Below are 21,042 nucleotides of genomic sequence, written 5' to 3' on the forward strand. Positions count from 1 at the left end.
CACCTGTAGGGGTGGGCGTTTAATAGGAAGTCTTTTTTGCTTGTGCGTCAGTAGGTTGTTTCCGTTTAAAACGTAGGCCGTTGCTGTATTGGCGATTGCCCCTGATAGCGTGGGTAATCGTCCAGGCTAAACCCTCCATTGAAGGCTGCTTGGGTGGTGTGGCAGAGGTTGATCACCGCATCGACGGCGCCACGCAGGCAAGGTTCGGTCCAGCCGGCATCCACCGAGAAGGATTCTCCCGCCAGATACAGCCCGGAAACAGGGCTGTAGTCGCGGTTGTACTGCATCAAGCTGACCGCGTCGTAATAAGTGCCTGCGCGATACAGCTTTGCGCAGCCCAGCGCGTTCTTGTCAGTCATCCAGCGTTGAACGACGGCGTTTTTTGTGTCGATGTAAGGCGATATCGGCGTTTTGATATTGGCGCTGCGCAACAAGATACGGTCCAGTTCCGTGATGCATTTCTTGATCAGCGTTTGATCGTCAAAGGCGGCCAGTTTGGTGGCGTCATCCTCCCAGGTGTAACTGAGCAAAATGCAGTCATAGGGATAGGTGTCGTGGTAGCGGTAGGTGTACACATCGTGGATAAAACTGTCGGTGACCATGATCTGCGGGATCTTTTTGTTTTTCGACAGAAAGCTCTTTTTCAACGGCGCGTAGACCTTGCAGCTGGTTTCCCAGTGAGCGGTTTTGTAAGCGTTGGTGACGGTGTACGGCAGCATGGCCTGATTGAAGTTCTCCAGTTGAATATGGGTTTCGATGATCCAGGACGGCAGCGTCATGATCACGGCGTCGAAGTCTTCATGGCGTTCGGTTTTGCCGGTGGCACTGCTGGCGCGCCAGTCGTAAGTCACACGGATTTGGCCGTTTTCCAGCTTGGTCAGTCGTGTCACCGAGCTGTCGGTGAGAAAACCTGCGCCGCGTTGCCGGCTGTGATCATAAAAGGACTGGCCGTTGACGTTGGTTTCCATAAACAGCAGACACTCATCCAGCGCAGCCAGGCCAAGGTAACGCGGCGCTTCGAACGTCAAGTCACTGCAGTCTTTGAGAGTGGTTTCCCCCAAATACGGTGACGGCGCGGGGTTGCCGTTAACGCCAACACGCCCATGCACCAGCTGCAGTTGACTGCTGAAACCAAAGATCGCCGTGCGTAAAGGGTAGAGGCAGCACACGTCATAAAACGCGCCCCAACTGCCATCGCCGATACCGATTGAATAGAAAAGGGTGGACTCTTCCGGGGTCATGCCGAGCCCGCCGAAATCGCCGGGAGTCGATGGCTTCCACGCAATACTTGCCAGTGTCACCAAGTCACGAAAGGACAGCTTCTGGTAGCGAGTGACGATGGCGGACCATAGGGATTCCCACTGCGGTGTGCCATAGCTCTGCGCGACTTGTCGGGTCATCTGATCAGCGAATTGGCGCCATTTGGCATACACCTGCTGCAATTGTTCTGTGGGGGGCGGTGTGTGGCCTTGAGGGTTTTTCCAGATCAGCATTTGCGGCTCAGGCTGCCCCTCAAGCAACCCTTCACGCAGGTAAATACCGGTGCTGCGCACATGCGGTGTGCCTGGGTTGGGGAAATCGGATAGCCGCAGTTCAAAGAGTTTGCAGTAGTAGGCCAGCAGGGATTGGCCGTCTAAAGGCGATTCACCGACCTGATTGAAAAGTGGCATGCGCATGGCACCCATCTCAAAAGGTGTCTGCCCCAGCAGGGGTGATTGGCCTAAGTTGAGCACCGATAGATGGCGCCCACCAATGCGATGGGACTGTTCCAGTAAGGTGACGTTAGTGAACCCGCAGCGAAGCAACTCACGCGCAGCAGTTAACCCGGTGACGCCAGCGCCGACGATGCAGATCTTGTAGTCGGGTTGGGTCGCTTTGGCGATGCCAAATTCCTGCTCGACCAATTTCCGATAGTTGAAGCACAAGTCTGGCGGACTGGGGAAACGGCCTCGCCAAGAGGATGTGTCATGTGTCGGAAGGTGCTTGGCGGCGAAGGCGGGGTAGTCGTAGGTGGATCCGATGGTCATGGCTCACGCTCCAGAGTCTGCTCGGTCGGGTGAAGGGACCGTTGGCAATGGCGGGTGAATGTAGTGAAGCGAGGAGGCGGTGGGGTGGTAGATCTTTGTGGTGACCGCTAGTTGGGTTAATGATGAAGGCCGAGTAGCTCTCGAAGTCGGTTCGCGTCCAATCAAGCAAACAGCGATTGTTCGCGAAGCTCCAGTTGTGTATGTGTGACTCATAGTTTAGATCGATAAACGTGCAGCGTGACGACTTTTGTTGTCGGCGAGTATTTATTTTAGGTTTCTGTTAATCAGATTAAGTATTGCTTTAATGTGCCTGAATAAAACCAAGTGACGAAGTCAAAAAATGGAATAAGTAATGGAGTCGCGATGGCTTTTTTACCGTACTGCTGGCATTGATTTGGGGGATGTTCGTCGTTCGGGTGGCGCTGAAGTTTTTAGGCTGAGAAATGCCTTCAAGGCGGCACGTCGCAGCGCTGGAACTCCAGGCCCCGTCTTCGCGCCCAAAAAACGCGCTAACTAAACTACCGCCCCGAACAGCGCCCCCACGGCTGCCGTAATGCCCATGGCCAACGCCCCCCAAAGGGTTACCCGCCAAGCGCCGATCCCTATTTTTGCCCCCCCGGCTTTGGCTGCAATGGCGCCAAGGCCAGCAAGAAATACCAGCGACATGCCGGATATCCACGGCACAACACTGTGGGACGGGGCGACGAAAATGACCGCCAGTGGCAGGGCGGCGCCGAGCACGAAACTGGCGGCCGAGGCGAGGGCGGCTTGCAGCGGTTTGGCCGTGAGTGCTTCGCTGATGCCTAGCTCGTCTCGGGCGTGTGCACCCAGTGCATCGCGTGCCATTAATTGATCGGCCACCTGATGGGCCAGTTCGGGGGATACCCCCCGTCGCATGTAAATGTGGGCAAGCTCGCTGTGTTCGGCTTTCGGGTTGCTAGCCAGTTCGGCCCGTTCCCGCGACAAGTCAGCCTGTTCGGTATCGGCCTGGGAGTGCACGGAAACGTATTCACCCGCCGCCATGGACATGGCTCCTGCCACCAGCCCGGCCATGCCGGTGACGATCAGCGTGGAGTGGGTGGCGTTGGCAGCGGCGACGCCGATCAACAAGCTGGCGGTGGAGACGATCCCGTCATTGGCGCCCAGTACCGCGGCGCGAAGCCAGCCGATACGGTCGCTGCGGTGTAGCTCGGTGTGCCTGTGCATGAATTTCATGGGTTAGCGCGACTCAGGTTATTGACGGGGTTGGATCCTTCGGCTTCAGCCTGCGCTTGCAGTTTGCCGCCGACAATCGATATTTCCTTTAGCTCTTCACCGTTGCGCACCACGAACAGTGCGTCCATCCCGCGCTCCTGCGCCAAGCGTGGGCCTTCTATTTCTCCCAGCACCATCAATGCCGTGGCCCAGGCATCGGCGAGCATGCACGAACCCGCCACGACGGTGACCGCTGCAAGTGCGTTGCGCAACGGTGCACCGGTAACGGGGTTCATGGTGTGGGCGCAGAATTGCCCATGCACCTCCACCCAGTGGCGGTAATCCCCGGACGTGGCGATGGCGGCATCGATGAGTTCCATTGCGGCCATGACTTCCCGTACGCCCCGGCAGGGTTTTTCAATGGCCACGACCCAGGGTTGGGCAGGATCGAGCGGGGTGGGGCACCTATTCCCATTGGTTTGGAAACCAAACTCCAGCGCATGGACGTACTGCACATGGTCGGATTGCACAGTGCCATCGAAAAGGCCAGTGGGCTGTTGGGTAAAATCGCCCGGCCCAGCACGGCAACCGATTTGTTAACCCTGTCGTTGGGGATGATACTTGGCTTGCTGATCGGTCTGATTCAGGTACTCGCGTATGGCGCATCGGTGGGGTTAGGCAACGCAGGTGGCCTGTTGGTCTCGGGCATTATTGTGTCGTCACTGGTCTCGCGGGTTCGATTTTTCGGCAATACACCCAATGCTGCTCGCAACATTCTTGAAGACATGGGGCTGATCTTTTTTGTCGCCATCGTCGGCGTCAACGCGGGAGCAAACCTGGTCTCGCAACTAAACGGAATGATTGCGTTGAAAATCTTTCTGTTGGGGTTTGTCGCTTGCACGATTCCGCCCTTTATCGTCTGGGCTGTCGGTTTCCATATATTCAAGATCAACCCGGCGATCCTGATGGGCGGTGTTGCAGGCGCACGCAGCCATTCGGGCCCTGCGCGCGAGGCCGCCAAGGAAGTGCAGAGCAGCGTTCCCTGGATCGGCTTTCCTGTGGCTTATGCCGTGTCGGGCATATTGCTGACGGTCTTTGGTTACTTTGCGATGGTACTGGCTCACTAGCGGTTCGACTCCTGCGCCCGGATAACTGACAAGGATCAAGTTATCCGGGCCAGAAACGCTCAGTCTGGAGTCTTATTCATGCAGCCGAGGTGCACCATGTCCTATACACAGCGCTTACTGTTGATTGCCCCGGCTGCCATCATCCGAACGGCAGCGTTCGACCGGGCGAATGCGTTGGCTAAAGCCATGCAGCTACCGTTGCATATCGTCGCATTTGATTATCTACAAGCCTTGGCGGTAGCGGGACTGTTCGCTCCCGAACAAATAAACCAGGCAAGGGATGGGTATCTGTAGACCCGTGGCCAGTGGCTGGAGAAGCAAGCCGAGCAGGCACGCCAGCAGGGCATTCATGCCACAAGTGAAGTGATCTGGATTAAACACCCATACGAAGAAATCCTGCAATTTGTCAACGAGACACAACTGGCCCTGATTATCAAAGATGCCGAGGAAGAGTCTGTGTTGAAGCGCATCTTCTTCACACCGCTGGACTGGCAGCTGCTGCGCAATTGCCCCGCGCCGGTTCATCTGGTGACCAACAGTCTCAACCCACTCCCACGCAATGTGCTTGCTATCGTTGATCTGTTGCGCAGCGAAGAACAAGACATTGTGTTTAACGACCAGATCGTCGACGCCGCCGTGAAGTTGGCCGACCAGTGTGATGCCAGACTTGAGTTGGTCCACGTGTATGACTGGACGGCTGTATACGCCCAAGACATGGGCTATGGCGCGCTACCGTTGGCCACCGGGATTTATGAAGCGTTGGGCGTGGCCCAGCGTGAGGCGTTCGCGGCCCTGTGCGAGCGGCATGGTGTACCTGTGGAATGTCGCCACTTCATCGAGGGCATGCCACTGATGAACATCTGTGAGTTCGCCACCGACCATCATACCGACGTCATCGTGATGGGAACCGTGCAGCATAGAGGGCTGAAAAAACTCTTGGGAACCACCGCCGAACAGCTCTTGCATCAGGCGCCGTGCAGTGTGCTGGCGGTAAAGCCCGGGCGAGTATTGCAGTCATGAATGCTACTTGACCCGGGGCGTCGTTGTGCTGGACGGTGCCATGGACGATGCAATCACCTTGGCCGGCAAGGACTTGCCGACCAACCCGCTCTTTGCAGCGACGACCGGCTTGAATGCTCAGTTCAGCGCTAATCGATACACGACTTGCGTCGCATCCAGCGGGTCGCGATGACTGTCAAAGCCCAGTTCTTGCGCCAAACCGCGCATGTGAGTGTTCACGGCTGAGTCCATCGACATCATGGACTCAAAACCATTGAGGCGTGCCGCATCGATCAAGTGTTGCATCAGCCGTTTGCCCAGGCCTTTGTTTTGCCATTGATCGGCAACTACTACCGCCGATTCGCACTGAGTGTCGCCCTCGGCCGAGGCATAACGCGCGACGCCGATCTCGATCAAGTGCCCACCGTCCATGAACAGTGCGACATACGCCATCTGTTGCGGGCTGTTGACGGCCATCAATTGATTCATGAGGGCGTTACCCGGCTCAGTGATGCTGCATAGAAAGCGAAAATGCCGTGACTCGGGAGAAAGGTTCTTGATGAAGGCGAATTCGCGCTCTCGATCTTTGGCTTCCAACGGGCGAATGAGTACATGGGTACCGTCCTTCAAAGGATCGATCCAGTGATCGGTTTGAACGTCCGACACGGTGGGGGTGCTGTTTGAGGCGTTATGGGGTAGGGCGGTCATGGTGAGATTCCTCGTCAATCGTAAATACCACTGAAGCGAAGCTGCCTCTCTTGTGTACCCCTCGGATGTCGGGTGTTTCTGATCCAGGTCAAGACTGCCAGCTTATTGGCGATCAGACTGACCATTGGTTGTTCGAGCGTGCCGTTGTCAGGCGTTGGCGGCTTGGGTAAGAGGGTTCATTCACGAGGTGCTTCATGACTGACGATTCACACCATGTGCTGCTGGTCCTGAATGCGGGGTCGTCGGGTATCAAATTTTCGCTTTACCAGACGGACATTGTTACCTGGCGCGGACCTGAATGCCTGGGCAGCGGGAGTTTCAACGTTCATCAGGATACCGAGCACCTGATCTTCAAGCGCACGGGCGCCCAAACCCGAAAGGAAGAACAGTGGCCACGCAACGCCGCCACGCCGCCAGGCGGAACCTTGTTCAATCTGATGGACTGGATTGAGCGTCATTACGCTTGGCAAATCTGTGCAGCGGCCCATCGTGTGGTTCATGGCGGAGATCGTATTGAGGTGGCGCAACGGGTCGACGACTCGGTGATGGCTGAACTCCAAGCGCTTATCCCGATGGCGCCCCTTCATCAGGCCCAGTGCCTGGCGCCAATCATCTACCTGGCGCATGAGCACCCAGGCCTGGCGCAGTTCGTGTGTTTCGACACTGCATTCCACCACACCCTCGACACGGTGGAAGTGACCTACGGACTGCCCCGGGCGTTGACCGCGCAAGGCCTGCGCCGCTATGGCTTTCATGGTTTGTCCTACGAATACATCGCCAGTATTCTGCCCCGATACGACAAACGAGCGGCGAAGGGCAAGACCATCGTCGCCCACCTGGGCAACGGTGCCAGCCTGTGCGCGATGCATAACTGTGTCAGTCAGGCAACGAGCATGGGCTTCTCCACACTGGACGGGGTACTCATGGGCACTCGGCCTGGGCATCTCGACCCGGGCATCCTGCTCTACTTGATGCGTGAACGCGGCATGAGCGTATCGTCCCTGGAACACCTGCTGTATCACGAATGCGGGCTCCTGGGTGTGTCAGGGGGAATCTCCAGCGACATGCATGTATTGCAGGCCAGTGAAGCGCCTGAAGCCAAAGAGGCGGTTGCTTTGTTCGTACGCAGCGTTGTGCGTGAGATTGGAGCGTATGCGGCCGTATTGGGCGGGGTAGATGCGTTGGTATTTACGGGAGGCGTCGGTGAAAACGCCACCCCGGTGCGCACCTCGATTCTTGACGGTTGCCAATGGCTGGGGGTGCAGCGCGATAAGAGTGAGGCAAATAAGTTATCAGGCTGCCTGTCGATGCCTGGCAGCCCTGTGTCGGCCTGGGTCATACCCACTGACGAAAATCTGATCATGGCCCGACATGCCTTGCGACGGCTGCACAACCTTTCCTGAATCCTTACCAGGAATTGCTTCCGAGGACTAATGTGTTGTCCTTAAGGAGTGGACGTAATGGATATGGATAGCCTGATACATAATTTTACAAGTGGGCGATGTCATTTGTTCATGGGCGATCCTTACATCAATCAATGCCTGAGTTTTTCTACGAGTTGTGGAGCCTGATGTTCACAGATTTATGTTCATGAGGGCCTCTGGCTTATCTGTAGAAGACTCCTAGGGATTGTCGGCCGCCTCAAGCACCGAGGTGCTGACAGCAGCGCTTTGCACGATGGAATCAAGAAGGTGTTTTGGCTGGACGGATACGATCAATCCGCTGGAACACCTGGCCTTTCTCGATCCCGGCAACTGTTATCCGGTTGATGATGGTGAGTGCAGGCGTGTGGAACGTGGTTGCTTCGTGTCTTGATGGTCGATGTTCATTGACCCTCGGTATCAGGCTCACGCATGTTGAAGGTCACCCGATAAAGTATGCGAGCGCTAGCCTTAAATCGCCTGAACAGCGAAATTCTCTTACGTTGCGTACGGAGGGCACTATGGCTGTGTTTACGTTTGGTCATCCACCGCACGTCTTTTGATATTTGAAAATGCGAAAAAACGAATACGTTCTCGGTTTATTCTTGCGTAAGCGCAATAAGATATAAATCTATATACAGTCAGGGTAAAGACGCCCGATGCACTTCCCGTTTTCTTCTAAAAAAATTAAAGCAAAAGCCACAGTAACGAGTGGCTTTGTCTTTTCTGTGATGTAAAAAATAGGCACTTTGGCGTTTTTCTTTGTTTTGCGAGATTTTAATTGCGGCAACACTTGAAAACGCGTTGGCCGGTACGGCCTTCACATCAGTAATCGCTTGGAGCTATTATTTGCACATCGTGAAATGAGCTGCGGATCCAAATTGCAGATGCGCGGTTTAAAATTGATAAATACTGATCATGGACTCGCTGTTAGAGTATCGTTAAAGTCTTCGCGATATGGCCGCCTCTGCGCGCCGCGTCAATCATACCAAGCAGATTGGAAGTATTGAACTTATATAATAGTCTGAGTTTGTAAGCGCTCGCAGTCTTATGGCTGATCATTAAAAGCTTAGCTATCTCCTGATTGTTCATTCCCTTTGCCAAAAGTGCCAGGATATCGGTTTCGCGCCTTGTCAGCGTTACTGGCTTTGTTGAGTGCGATGAGTAGTTGTGATTAATGGCCTGTTGCATTTTTTGTGTGATATATGGGAAGTGACTCTTGCCTCTTAGCAAGTCTTTGATAGCACATTGTATTTCACTCAGTTCAGCAGTTTTTGAGACAAAGCCGGAGGCGCCGGCTTTCAAACAGCGGATTAAATAATTCTCGGCATCATAGGCAGTGAATGCGAGTATTTTGCTTGAGCAATTACCCAAGGTCAGTAAAGAGATCACGTCCAACCCGTGTATTTTTGGCAGGTCGAGTTCCAGGATGAGCATGTGCGGCTCAAGCCTGTACACCATGTGCAGAGCTTCTTGCCCATTTTCAGTTTCGGCGACGACAGTGTGGCCACTCTGTTCCAGAAGTCTCTTGACCGAATAACGCATCAACGCATGGCGGTCTGCGATAACAATGGTGCTCATTCGTAAAGTCCTTTTCCGAGTAACGTGCCCGATGCTATAGGGGGCGAGCCCATCGCAAGTAAGGCAGGCCTCATTCGATGATGGCAGCACTTAGTTAAATATGGTTTTGGAGGTGCTGGCAAAAAAATTATCGTCAGTGCGAAATGTCTTTAGCCATTGTAGGAAAGATCTATAAATAAACCGCAAGAAAGTCCTGTATCGTCGTTTCGGTCTTCTGGTAGTTATATTGGAAGGTGCATGTCGAGATAGTTGCGCCTTAATGGGGTGTCTGCTAGTTGAGCGGTGGCAAACTTAATTAATAAGGATATGGTATGAAAAGTGTTTCTTTGAAGAAACTGATTGCATCTAGTTTTCTTTGCGCATTGGTTGCGCCTTCGCTGGCCTATGCGGCGGATGGGATTGTAAACTTCTCGGGCAGCATCACAGATGTGACCTGTGACATTAACGGCCAGGGGCCAGGCGACGGCAACGTGACCAATGTGGAACTTGGCCGGATCGCGCCAGGTACATTTGCCGCGATTGGCAACGCGTCACCGTTTGTGCCGTTCAAGCTGCAATTGTCGGGTGCGCAATGCACTAACGACGCCAAGGTTTCGATCGATTTCGATCAAGTTGAGAACATCGATTCGGTCACCGGTAATCTCAAGCTGATTGGCAGTGCACCTGCAACAGGCGTGCAGATTCAAGTATTCAACGATACGGCCAATGGCAAGAAAATCCAGCTGGGCCAAAGAGAAACAACGCCTCAGGTGGCAGTGGTCAAAGGCAATACTGCGACCTTGTCCTACAAAGCGTCTTACGTATCGACCGCGCCTGCTGTCACTCCGGGTTCTGGCATTTCGTTCGTACGCTACACGCTGGCCTATCAATAACCGCTGACGATGCAGGAGGTGGTTCATGGCGCCGATAGCGCGTACGTATTCTCTCGCCATCGGCGCTGTGTTCCTCGGGCTGTTTGTGCAAGCGTCCCAGGCAGCCATTGTGGTGCAAGGCACTCGAGTCATTTTCCCTGCCGGTGTGGATGACGTGACGGTCAGGTTGGCAAATACCAGTAGTGAGCCAGTACTGGTGCAAAGCTGGGTGGATGATGGACATGCAGAAATGGCCCCTGAGGATGTTCAGGTTCCCTTTGTTGTCGCGCCTGCGGTCAGCCGGATTGACCCCAGTGGTGGCGCGGTGTTGAGGATCAGTCGAACCCAATCCATTGCTGTCACCGACCGCGAATCGCTGTTCTGGCTCAATGTGCTGGAAACTCCGCCGCGCAGGGCTTCGGATGATGCGGTGTTGCAGTTTGCCTTCAGGACGCGACTCAAGCTGCTTTACCGCCCGACCGCGCTTGCATCGGGCGTAGACGCTGCTCCCGAGCAGCTCAAATGGACGGTTGTAGCGACGCCCAAAAGCACGGGTGCGACGAACCTGGAGGTGGCGAATCCGACGCCGTATTACGTGTCCTTCGGCCATGTCGAAGTTGACTGCGATGGCCAGGCGTTTCCCGTCAAAACCGGGATGGTTGCACCGTTCGGCAAGACAGTGCTCACAACCTCAACCCGCTTTAACTGCCACGCTAGTGGGCCAAAAGTGCGTTACGAAGCCATCAATGACTATGGCGCAAGGCGGATGTTCGAGCAGCCCGTAGACAAATAACGCCACAGGCCTCGCGCTTCTTTCCGGTTCCGGCACACAGCCGTGGCATGGGACTGACTATGTTTTTACCTGTTCGATTTCGACCGAGAGCATTCGGTGGTCTGGCTATGCCATGGGCGAATGAAAGTCGTCCTTGGGCACTGTTTTTATTCATTGCCGTCCTGTTGGGAGGGCAACTTCAGGCATGGGCTCAGGATGTGCCAACGGAAACGCCTGTCACGCCCAGCCAGCTTGATGAACCGATCATTTTCGATTCACAGATGTTAATGCAAGGAGCGTCCGGCATGGCCATTGATACCACCCGTTTTGAACAGCCGGACCGCAATGTTCCTGGGACTTATCGCTTGGATATCCTGATCAACGGCCAATGGCGTGCGATCCAGGAGGTCGAGTTACGGGCAGTCGCCGGGCTTGCGGATGCACAACCATGCTATAGCGCCGAACTACTCATGCGTGTCGGCATAGACCTTGAGCGTAGTCGCAGAGGACGTGGCAGCGATCAACAGAGCGCGGTCGTCCCGCAAGGACTGACCTGCGACAAGCTTGAGCGTTTCGTGCCGGGCGCTGCCATCAGTGTTGACCTGCCCGAACAGAAACTGCGCATCACCGTTGCGCAGTACTACCTGCAACGGCCCGCCACCAGCACCTATGTCGACCCGTCCAGTTGGGACAGTGGCGTAACAGCCGGCTTGCTGAACTACGACGCCAACCTGTTCAGCGCTCAGAGCCAAGGGCGCCGAGACACGCATGCTTATTCAGGGTTGAACATGGGCCTGAACCTGGGGGGTATCAGGCTGCGGCATAACGCCAGCCTGACCTGGTCGCCCACATTGGGTGGGCGTTACCAGCGCGGTTACGCCTATGGTCAGGTCGACCTCACGGGCTGGAAGTCGCAGTTGCTGTTCGGCGAGAGCACTACCAGTGGTGAGTTGTTCGATGCGGTGTCGTTTCGCGGCGTCCAGCTCGAAAGCGACGACCGCATGTTGCCTGATACGCAGCGCTACTACGCCCCAGTGGTACGTGGCACCGCGACCTCCAATGCCAAGGTTTCGATCTATCAGCGTGGGTACCTGGTCTACGAAACAACTGTAGCGCCCGGCTCCTTTGAAATCGCCGACTTGCAAGCAGCGAGTTTTGGTGGCGACCTGCGGGTAACAGTCACCGAAGCCGATGGTCGCGAACACGGGTTCGTCGTGCCATTTGCTACGACGGTGCAATTACTCCGCCCAGGCTCAACGCGCTACAGCCTGGTGGCCGGTCAGTTGGTGGATCCCGGTTTGCACGGCCGACCTCCGCTTGTCTTGCAAGGCACCCTGCAACGCGGCCTGGACAACAACCTGACCGGTTACGGCGGCACCGCACTGACCCCCGGCTATGTATCCGGCTTGGCAGGCATGGCGCTTAATACCCGGTTCGGCGGTTTCGCCGCCGACCTTACTGCAGCCAGCACCGAACTCCCCGCAGGGCAGACCCAGCAGGGTTCCAGTTTGCGCCTGTCGTACAGCAAGAACCTGCCCAATAGCCGCACGAATTTCTCGTTACTCGCCTATCGCTATTCAACCTCAGGGTACTTGGGGCTTCACGATGCGGTAGCGCTTCAGGATCGGATGCGCAACGAGTCCGGGCGCGCCACCGACTTCGCCCGTGTACGCGCTCGGTTCGACGCCAATATCAGCCAGGGGCTGGGCACCGATGGAGGCAACGTATATCTCAACACTTCCTCAAGCCAGTACTGGCAGCAAGCGGGGCGGACCCTCAGTTTCTCCATGGGCTACAGCAATCAGTGGCGCGGTAATTTCTACTCGATCGCGGCCCAGCGTAGTCATAGCGCATCGCCAGGTGGGCTGCGACATGCAAGGGATCAAGACGACACGCAGCTCACCTTCACGCTGTCGATTCCCTTGGGCCGCGATGGGCATGGCGGTGCGGTGATCAACAGTTATGCCAGCCATGACCGTCGCTCAGGCCGGCAGATGTCTACCGGTATATCCGGCGCCTTCAGTGAGCGCGGCGATGCGTCCTATGCCGTTTCGGTCGCCCATGCCGACCGGCAGCGCGGTGCCTCCAGCAATGCCAGCGTCAACTACCGCCTGCCTCAAGGTGCGTTCGGTGCAAGTCTTTCTCAGGGGGCGGATTATCACCAGCAGTCACTCAGTGCATCGGGCGCCGTAGTCCTGCACCCGGGCGGCATGACGCTTGCGCAAACCCTTGGCGAAACGGTAGGTGTGGTCAAGGCGCTTGACGCTGAAGGCGCAAGGGTCGGTTACACAGGGGCGAGCGTTGGTAAAGATGGCTACGCGATCGTCTCTAGCCTGAGCCCTTATCAACTCAACCAGGTTGATGTCGACCCGCAAGGCGTACCCAATGACATAGAGCTACAGGTCAGTTCACGCAGCGTTGCGCCTCGCGCAGGCGCCGTGGTGATGCTGGATTTTCCGACGCGTAGATCCCGCCCGCTGTTGATCGACAGCCGACGCAGCAATGGCCAACGCCTACCGTTTGCTGCCTCAGCCATTGATGTGCAGAGCGGCCAAGTGATTGGTGCGGTGGGGCAGGGCAGCCGGCTGGTGGTACGCAGTGACAAGGATCGTGGCTCGATTCGCGTGGAGTGGGGCAGCGATGCCGACCAGCAATGCCAAGTGGATTATGCGTTGCCCGAGCGCCACGCCCGCGAAGGCAGCGCGTTCGAGTTGCTCAATCTGGTGTGTCACGACATAGACGCCCGGCCTGCAGGTAAGGAGCGCGGGTTGTGAGGTCGCTTTATGCCGTGTGCCTGCTGATTTGCGCGCATGCCAGTAGCAGCCAGGCAGCGTTGACGGTGACGGGAACTCGCTTCGTCTACGCAGCCGATGCACGTGCGCTGACGGTACGAATCAGTAATGGCGGCGAAGCGCCGATCCTGGCCCAGAGCTGGTTGGACCGTGGCCAGATCAATCAAGACCCCTCAGGCCTGTCCGTGCCGTTCGTAGTCAGCCGTCCGTTGTTGCGCTTGGACCCTGGGCAGCGCAGTGCGCTTGAAGTCCGCTACACCGGCGAAGCGCTGCCCGCCGACCGCGAGTCGCTGTTTTGGCTGAACTTCCTTGAAGTGTCACCGCTGCCGCCACGCAGTACGCATCTGCTGCGGCTTTCGTATCGGTTGCGCATGAAGCTGCTGTTCAGGCCGGTGGGGCTGGCGGGTAGCGCGGAAGAGGCGGGCCGACAGTTGACTTGGCGCGCACACCGCAAGGTCCTTGAGGCCTGCAATAAGGCACCGTTTTTTGTCTCGCTCACTGCGCAGCGACTGGAGCCGGGAGCCGCTGACGAGGTTCAGCGCAGCGCCACGATTGCGCCATTTACCTGCGCGGATTTCCCCCTTACAGGGGCGTCGGCGACACCCACTTTTATCCATTACCAATTTGTTGCAGACAGGGGAGGAATGATCGATGCACGGGCGCCGGTTCACCATGATTAACGGTTTCGCGACGAGGCCTTTGCTCGCCGTCGGTGTCGCGCTGGCGCTCTCTGGCGTGCCCTCGGTGTGGGCACAAGTACCCAGTGCGGGGCAGGTGATGCGTGACATTGAATCTCTGGCACCGGCACCCCTGCCTTCTGCGCCGGTGCAGGTGGATATGCCCCCGCCTTCAGCACCGTCTCAGGCAACGCCTGGCGGCGGTATGCAGTTGCAAGTGAAAGGTTTCGAGATCGACGGCAACCGGGTCTTCAATCGCGAGCAATTGCTTGAACTGCTGGCCGATTTGCCGGGCCAGTCGTTGGACCTCGCCGGGCTACGCGCCGCTGCACAACGCATCACACAGTATTACCAGGGCCACGGGTATGCACTGGCGCGGGCTTTTTTGCCCGCCCAGGACATCGATCAAGGCATCGTGCTTATCCAGGTGCTGGAGGGGTATTACGGCCGCATCGAGTTGAACAATCGCTCCCGCGTGATCGATGCTGTGTTGCAGCAACCTTTGTCGGCATTGCGTCCGGGTGGAGCGGTCTACGACTCAGATCTGGAGCAAAGCCTGTTGTTGCTCAGCGATCTTCCAGGCGTGGCAGTAAAGGGCACCTTGCGCCCCGGATCGCTGCCCGGCAGCACCGACTTGGTGGTCGATGCCGAACCTGGCCCCTTGTACGCCGGCACCTTGGAAGCCGACAACTACGGCGACCGCTACACCGGCGAATATCGCCTTGGCGCCAGCCTGGTTTTAAACAACCCGCTGCGCCTGGGTGATGCCCTCACCATGCGCCTGCTGCAAAGCGATCAGCACCAACGTTACTACCGCTTCGGCTACAGCCTGCCCGTGGGCCCGTGGTCGACCACCCTTGGCACCTCTTATTCGCGCATGAGCTACCAACTGGGCAAGGACGTAGAAGTGCTAGAAGCAAAAGGCCAAGCCACCGTGCGCAGCCTCTTTGCTTTGCAACCCTTGATTCGCAGCCGCACCTTCAACCTCAGCGCGCAATTGCAGTTCGACGACAAGCAACTGCAAGACGATATCGACCTGTTCGACCTGCGCAGCCCCAAGCATGTGGAATTGTGGACCCTGGGTATCAATGCCAGTGGCCAGGACCGCTGGCTGGGCGGTGGGCAAAGTTTTGCCTCGCTCAGCTACAGCGCCGGGCGCCTGGGTATCGGCGAAGCCATCGATCGCACCATGGATAGGCTAAGCGCCGGCGCCGCGGGGCATTTCACACGCGCAAATCTGAGCCTCGGCCGATTGCAGTACCTGAGCCCGCGCTGGCAGCTGTACAGCCAATTGAATGCGCAGTGGGCGGGTAACAACCTCGACAGCTCCGAGAAGTTTGGCCTTGGTGGCCCCAATGGTGTTCGTGCCTACGCGTTGGGTGCCGGCAGTGGTGACCAGGGCTGGCAGGCCAGCACCGAGCTGCGCTATCTGGCGGCGCCGGGCGTGCAGTTGAGCGGCTTCGCCGACCGGGGCGTGATCACGGTCAGCAAGCAACCCTGGACCGCGCAAAGCAATCAGCGATCACTCACGGCCGCAGGGGTTAGCGCCAGTTGGCGCGGCGCCGGGCAACAGCTCAGCGTCACCGCAGCATGGCCCGTCCACGGCACTGAGCAGAACGACGCACCGCATCAGGACCCGCGCGTGTGGTTCAGCGCCATTCAGTATTTCTAAGCACATTCGTGCCTGGAAGCAGTACCGCCTTGCAACGCTATGCAAGGCGTCATTAAGGAAGAGGAAATTCATGTGAACAAGGTTTACTCACTGGTCTGGAACCACGCGATGAGCTGCTGGAAGGTTGCTCACGAAGGAGCTCGCCGGCATTGCAAGACTGGCGCCAAATGTTCGGCCATCGGCACGCTGGCGTTGTTGGGCGCTGCACCGGCATTCGCTTTGCCGTTAGGCGGTACGGTAGTCTCCGGCAAGGGCGACATATTGGGATTCGAATCCAACTCGCAAATGTCGATCAACCAGCACAGCGACAAGTTGATTACCAACTGGACGGACTTCAGCGTTGCCGCAGGACAAAAGGTGGTATTCAACCAACCGAGCGCCACTTCCATTGCGCTCAACAGGGTAATCGGTACTAACGTCAGTAGCATCAAGGGGCAAGTGGACGCCAATGGTCGCGTGTTTCTGGTCAACCCCAACGGGATCGTGGTCGGTCAAGGCGCACAGATCAATGTCGGAAGCTTGATTGCTACCACCAAGGACATCAAAGACGCGGATTTCCTCGCTGGCAAATACACCTTCAGCGGTGTTTCCAATGCAGAAATCAGCAACAGCGGCACGATCAACGCGCAGCAGGGCGGCAGTATTGCGCTACTTGGCAACCAGGTGCGCAACGATGGCGTTATCCAGGCCCAGATGGGCCAGGTTGCGTTGGGCGCTGGGAATGATTTCACGGTCAATTTCGACGGCAACCAACTGCTCAATCTTCAGGTCACCGGTGATGCGATCAACGCCCTGGCGCAAAACGGCGGCTTGCTCAAGGCCGACGGTGGCCAGGTGCTGATGACCGGTAAAAGCGCCAATGCGATGTTGCAAACGGTGGTGAATAACCAGGGCGCCATCGAAGCCAAAACCTTGAGCGGCAAAGCTGGCCGTATCACGCTGGATGGCGGCGATGCAGGTACGGTCAAGGTCGGCGGTTCGCTGCAGGCTCACGCCCAAAATACCTATGGCAGCGGTGGCATGATCGAGGCCAAGGGCGCCACGGTCGAGACCCAACTGGGAACCCAGGTCAATACACTGGCCACCAATGGTCAGACCGGTACGTTTAAAGTCAGCGCCAAGACAGTCCAGATTCAGCCAACTGCAGCATCAGCGGGGAAGACCGCCTACTCCGACACGTTGTCGCGCAACTTGATCAGCACCAATATTGAGCTGGTCAGTACCGACGGTGATTTGAACCTGGCTGGGCCGATAGCCTGGAACAGCGCCAATGGTCTGACCTTGAGCGCGACCGGGAACGTCAACCTCGACGGTAACGTGGATGCGACCGGTAGCGGTGCGCGTGTAGCGCTCAACGCCGGTGGTGATGTGAACGTAAACAGTAAGGTTTCACTGACCGGGCTCTTCAGCGACCTCACATTGAATCACGTAGGGGATTCGGTATTAGGCACGGGCGGTCAGTTGACCTTGTCTGGCGCAGGGGCGACGTACGCCTCCAATGGTGATCGATACACCGTGATCCAGAACCTTGCGCAGTTACAGAACATCAACGCGAACCTCAACGGCCATTACGTGCTGGGTAATAACATCGTTGGCCGCGAGGCTCAATTCAAGGCGATTGGCGATAAATCCGTCTTCGGAGGTGTTTTCGATGGTTTGGGCAACACAGTGAGCAACTTGTGGGTCTCCAGCACCGGCAGTAACAGCGGGCTGTTTGCGGTCTCCTCAGGCACGATCAGCAACCTGACACTGGCGAGTGCGACTATCAATAATGGTGGGTCGCAAGCCTATGGGTTTGCAGCGATCGGAGGGCTGGTGGGGCTGAACGTCGGTACATTGTCCAACGTGACTGCCCGCAACCTCTTGGTCAACGCTGGCAGCAGCGGGGCGAACAGCGTCGGTGGGGTTGTTGGGCAAAACTACGGTGGCACAATCAAAAATGCCGTGTCCAGTGGGCGCGTGGCGGGCAACGCGTATACGCACGCCATCGGCGGTATAGCCGGTGAAAACGTTACGACCTCAGCCGGTACGGCACGGTTAGACCATGTGGTTTCAAATACCGTGGTGGGCGGCGCCATGCAGCGAGACGCCATGGGTGGCGTTGGCGGGCTGGTGGGTGCCAACCAGGGTGGCGTCATCACTGATGCCATCAGTACCGGTTCGACAAATGGCAACGGCGCCGGCGTCAATGTTGGCGGCCTGGTGGGTTTCAACTCCAGCGGTTTGCTTGAGCGCACGGAGTCATCGGGTGAGGTACGCGGCACCGGTGCCGGTAATGTGGGCGGTCTGGTAGGCTTCAGCAAAAACGGCGACATCATCCAGTCAACCTCTACCAGCAAAGTTACAGGGTCCGGCGCCATCGGTACCGGAGGCTTGGTGGGAACTAGCCAGAATAGCAGGCTCAAAGAGGTCAAGGCTGGCGGCGATGTATGGGATAGCGCTGGGGAGAATGTTGGTGGTTTGGTGGGGAATAATATTTCCGGCACCATTGATACAGCACAAGCCTTGGGCACTGTCACAGGCGGGCGCAATGCTCGGGTTGGCGGTCTGGTGGGGAACAACTATGAGGGCACCATCAGTCATTCTGTGGCTCGCGGAAAAACCAGCGGGTCGATTTCAAGTCAGGTGGGAGGCCTGATAGGGGCCAATGCTGGCGAGTTGCAATCGGTTGAAGCCAGTGGCGCGGTGGTGGGTGGGGAAAGCAGCTATGTCGGCGGCCTTGTCGGCACCCACGGCAGCAACTTCAGCAGCCATATTGAATCGGCCATGGCCAGTGGCACCGTTCAGGGGGGCGTGCGTGCAATTGTGGGCGGCTTGGTCGGTTTAAACCAGAGCTCTATCACCAACTCATCGGCAACTGGCGGGGTCAGTGGTGGCACCAATGCCACCCTGGGGGGCTTGGTCGGCATGAACGCCGGAAACGTTCGCCTGTCTGTCGCCACTGGGAAGCTCACCGTGTTATCGCCTTATTATGGCCAGACCTTTGGTGGCTTGGTCGGGGCTAACTTCGGTGATATGGCATTCAATGGCGTCTCCGGAGAGGCTGCGCTTGTGCCTTTGTATGGCATAAATTTTGGCTCCATTCGTTGATCGTTAACCTTTCCTTCTAATCCCAGACGGCCTGACGCAGGTGATGCGTCAGGCCGTCTGTTGACTCTGCGATGCCTGATATGAATTCAATACTAAATGTTCGGCGTTCAAGGTCGGCCATAGCGTGCGTCGGCATATGGCTGTTTATATATGGCGTGGCGGCTGAAGCCGGGACGTTGGTCGACAGTGTTGCGACGTCTTGCACATTCAGCAACGGTATGGGCAGGCCGTGGTCACAAGTGACACCTTTGACGAGTAATACGCCCATTGGCTCGGTGTTATGGGAGCGCGCTGTAGCGCTGAATGCCAACTACAACTTTGCCCCGGCTGCCGGCATTGCCCATGAGTTGGTTTCTATGGCCTATTGGGGACCCGGTACACCGCTGACAGACGGAATTGCCCCCACCAACATTGACGGCATTGGCCTGAAAATATATGTGAACTCATCGGACGGTCAACGTCGACCGCTGCTGCAAACGCCACTGCCGATCGCGATGGAGAAAGAGCGCGTTCAATATGATTCGTCCGCAGCGCAAACGCGTGGTTCAACGATGGTTACCAACTACATGCAACAGTTGATTCTAACGGTCGCATCCAGCCAACTTCCTGCCGGAAAACTGATCGTCGATCGCGTTGCCGGCAGTTCTCAACTCATGCTTTATGCGGTGGATCTACCCAGGGGCAAAGCTGCTTTTGGCAGTAGTGTGGAGGTACCTACAGACAACATACCGATTGGCATCTGTCGCGCGCCTTACCTGCTGATGGGGCCCGCTGCTATCAATATGGGGAATGGTGGCCCGATTGAAATTCCAAATACCTGTGACGTGCAAACCTACCAGACGATACCGGTGCAACTGGGGCGCATGAGCCTGAACGATTTTCCTCAGGTGGGTGCGACTTCAATGCCTGTGCACTTCGCCATCGAGTTGAGCCAATGCGCGGCCAACGCCAAGCCAGAGATTACATTCACTGACAAGTACGGGCCGCCTGCGGACCCCACGATACTGACTCTTGAACCCTCTGCGACCAGTGCCCAGGGTTTTGGGATAGTCATGATCAATGAGTTGACGCATCAGGTGGTTCGTTATGACGGCGCTGCTTATCCGATGAAACGGGCTGGTGATGGAGCCAAAATACCGTTGAGCGCACATTACGTTCGCCAGGGGCATGATGAGACGTTGAAAGCGGGCGCCGCGAATGGAGCGGCGGAGTTTACCTTTACTTTTCCTTGATGGAATACAGCAGGTGACGGATGTCGATTCTTTAAATAACCAATACGCTTTGTTGTCTTGCTGGAATTTTCATCTGTCGAGAAGTGCATCGAGTTGTTCTTCTGCTGCCTGTAAGGAACTGATGCTGGCCAGTAATTCATCCTCACGCTGGTTTAGTGCCTGTTCGCGGATGAGTAATTGCTGCTCTCGTTGTTCGAGTTCGCGTTGAAGCTCATCGAGCTTTACATATTTGCCCAGTAATATTTCCTTGTGGTGGGTGATGCTGGCGACAAGTGATTTTATGTTCGCGTCAATCTTTGACGAAGTTGTCTGTACGTTGCATGTTGCTACCGACTCAACCGTCACACTGCTCGCCTCGCGGATTGCCAGGGGCGCGCAACTGCTCGTGTCTTTCGACTGCAGGGGCAGGGCACTGGCCTCGGACGGTGGGTCGTAATGCAAGAGATTCATGAGCCACGCGTCACTGATCTTGAGGCTGTAGTGAGTATTTACAGCGCTGCACTCAATGTCGGTGTCGGTCAGGTCCATCAATGCATAAGTATTTTCGGTTTGTCTTGGAACGGTCGCGCAGGCATCGCGCAAAACATCCTTCAGTACTTGAGCCGCCGCCGTAAGTATCTCAGGCGGGGCATCGCACATGCGCAGCGTTTGGTCCTCGCCTTCAAGATACGTCAGGTAAATCTTCACCAGTTCGTCGCCCGATTTTTCATTGAGGCTATAAACCAGAAACTGTCGATGGAGACCGGTGGCGGTGAAACCGCACAGGACCACGGCGTTGAGCAATTGACCATGGGCATCGGGTATTTCAAGCGTTCGCAATAACATGAGCAATCCGGCTCCGTGAGGCTGAAGGGGGTAGCGGTGAGGTGAGCAGAATAGCCAGCTGGACCTAATAGCGT

Annotated in this window: 14 protein-coding genes and 2 pseudogenes; 10 read left to right on the forward strand and 6 right to left on the reverse strand. The window is 56.7% G+C overall.

Features of this window, described 5'->3' with window-relative positions:
* Positions 1–65: 65 nt before the first annotated feature.
* From HBO23_RS07135 to HBO23_RS07145, 3 genes and pseudogenes are all read right to left on the reverse strand, one after another.
* Entirely contained in the window at positions 66–2,027 is a 1,962-nt protein-coding gene (locus HBO23_RS07135) for an FAD-dependent oxidoreductase (RefSeq protein ID WP_170037229.1), read from the reverse strand.
* Between the two features lie 513 nt (positions 2,028–2,540).
* Positions 2,541–3,242 carry a VIT family protein gene (locus tag HBO23_RS07140; RefSeq protein WP_138453478.1) on the reverse strand — a complete coding sequence of 234 codons (702 nt, stop codon included), beginning with the start codon at positions 3,240–3,242 and terminating at the stop codon, positions 2,541–2,543.
* Positions 3,239–3,661: pseudogene (locus HBO23_RS07145) on the reverse strand (FAD:protein FMN transferase); the annotation flags it as partial. The pseudogene HBO23_RS07145 and the gene HBO23_RS07140, both read right to left, overlap by 4 nt.
* A gap of 75 nt (positions 3,662–3,736) precedes the next feature.
* On the opposite strand from HBO23_RS07145, the gene HBO23_RS07150 reads away from it, so the two are divergent.
* Together HBO23_RS07150 and HBO23_RS07155 are read left to right on the forward strand one after the other, a co-directional pair.
* A complete protein-coding gene (locus HBO23_RS07150; protein WP_225932986.1) occupies positions 3,737–4,348 on the forward strand; it encodes a hypothetical protein in 612 nt (203 codons plus the stop codon).
* 96 nt (positions 4,349–4,444) lie between these two features.
* Positions 4,445–5,368: pseudogene (locus HBO23_RS07155) on the forward strand (universal stress protein).
* Between the two features lie 117 nt (positions 5,369–5,485).
* Here the strand turns inward: HBO23_RS07155 and HBO23_RS07160 are convergent.
* Positions 5,486–6,055 (reverse strand): GNAT family N-acetyltransferase, encoded by a 570-nt coding sequence (locus HBO23_RS07160; RefSeq protein WP_128589179.1) that lies wholly within the window; start codon positions 6,053–6,055, stop codon positions 5,486–5,488.
* A 194-nt stretch (positions 6,056–6,249) separates the two neighbouring features.
* Between HBO23_RS07160 and HBO23_RS07165 the strand changes: the two genes are divergently transcribed.
* Entirely contained in the window at positions 6,250–7,458 is a 1,209-nt protein-coding gene (locus HBO23_RS07165; protein WP_170037232.1) for an acetate/propionate family kinase, read from the forward strand.
* A gap of 948 nt (positions 7,459–8,406) precedes the next feature.
* On the opposite strand, the gene HBO23_RS07170 is transcribed toward HBO23_RS07165, so the two are convergent.
* Positions 8,407–9,057 (reverse strand): response regulator transcription factor, encoded by a 651-nt coding sequence (locus HBO23_RS07170; RefSeq protein WP_170037235.1) that lies wholly within the window; start codon positions 9,055–9,057, stop codon positions 8,407–8,409.
* Between the two features lie 311 nt (positions 9,058–9,368).
* Between HBO23_RS07170 and HBO23_RS07175 the strand changes: the two genes are divergently transcribed.
* From HBO23_RS07175 to HBO23_RS07205, 7 genes are all read left to right on the forward strand, one after another.
* A complete protein-coding gene (locus HBO23_RS07175) occupies positions 9,369–9,929 on the forward strand; it encodes a fimbrial protein (RefSeq protein WP_133714348.1) in 561 nt (186 codons plus the stop codon).
* Between the two features lie 25 nt (positions 9,930–9,954).
* Entirely contained in the window at positions 9,955–10,701 is a 747-nt protein-coding gene (locus tag HBO23_RS07180; RefSeq protein WP_138451070.1) for a fimbria/pilus periplasmic chaperone, read from the forward strand.
* 260 nt (positions 10,702–10,961) lie between these two features.
* Complete coding sequence (locus HBO23_RS07185; RefSeq protein ID WP_225932987.1) at positions 10,962–13,454, forward strand: fimbria/pilus outer membrane usher protein; 2,493 nt, start codon at positions 10,962–10,964, stop codon at positions 13,452–13,454.
* Entirely contained in the window at positions 13,451–14,152 is a 702-nt protein-coding gene (locus HBO23_RS07190) for a fimbria/pilus periplasmic chaperone (RefSeq protein ID WP_138451073.1), read from the forward strand. The genes HBO23_RS07185 and HBO23_RS07190 overlap by 4 nt, the downstream gene beginning before the upstream one ends.
* 97 nt (positions 14,153–14,249) lie before the next feature.
* The gene (locus tag HBO23_RS07195; RefSeq protein ID WP_225933060.1) at positions 14,250–15,821 is read left to right on the forward strand and encodes a ShlB/FhaC/HecB family hemolysin secretion/activation protein; all 1,572 of its coding nucleotides are present in this window, start codon (positions 14,250–14,252) and stop codon (positions 15,819–15,821) included.
* Positions 15,822–15,893: 72 nt separating this feature from the next.
* The gene (locus HBO23_RS07200) at positions 15,894–18,911 is read left to right on the forward strand and encodes a filamentous hemagglutinin N-terminal domain-containing protein (protein WP_170037244.1); all 3,018 of its coding nucleotides are present in this window, start codon (positions 15,894–15,896) and stop codon (positions 18,909–18,911) included.
* Between the two features lie 239 nt (positions 18,912–19,150).
* Entirely contained in the window at positions 19,151–20,143 is a 993-nt protein-coding gene (locus HBO23_RS07205) for a fimbrial protein (protein WP_225933061.1), read from the forward strand.
* 69 nt (positions 20,144–20,212) lie between these two features.
* On the opposite strand, the gene HBO23_RS07210 is transcribed toward HBO23_RS07205, so the two are convergent.
* Complete coding sequence (locus HBO23_RS07210; protein WP_170037247.1) at positions 20,213–20,974, reverse strand: hypothetical protein; 762 nt, start codon at positions 20,972–20,974, stop codon at positions 20,213–20,215.
* Between the last annotated feature and the right edge of the window lie 68 nt (positions 20,975–21,042).

It is taken from the genome of Pseudomonas sp. WS 5532 (genome assembly GCF_012985445.1).
In the GTDB taxonomy this organism is placed as follows: domain Bacteria; phylum Pseudomonadota; class Gammaproteobacteria; order Pseudomonadales; family Pseudomonadaceae; genus Aquipseudomonas; species Aquipseudomonas edaphica.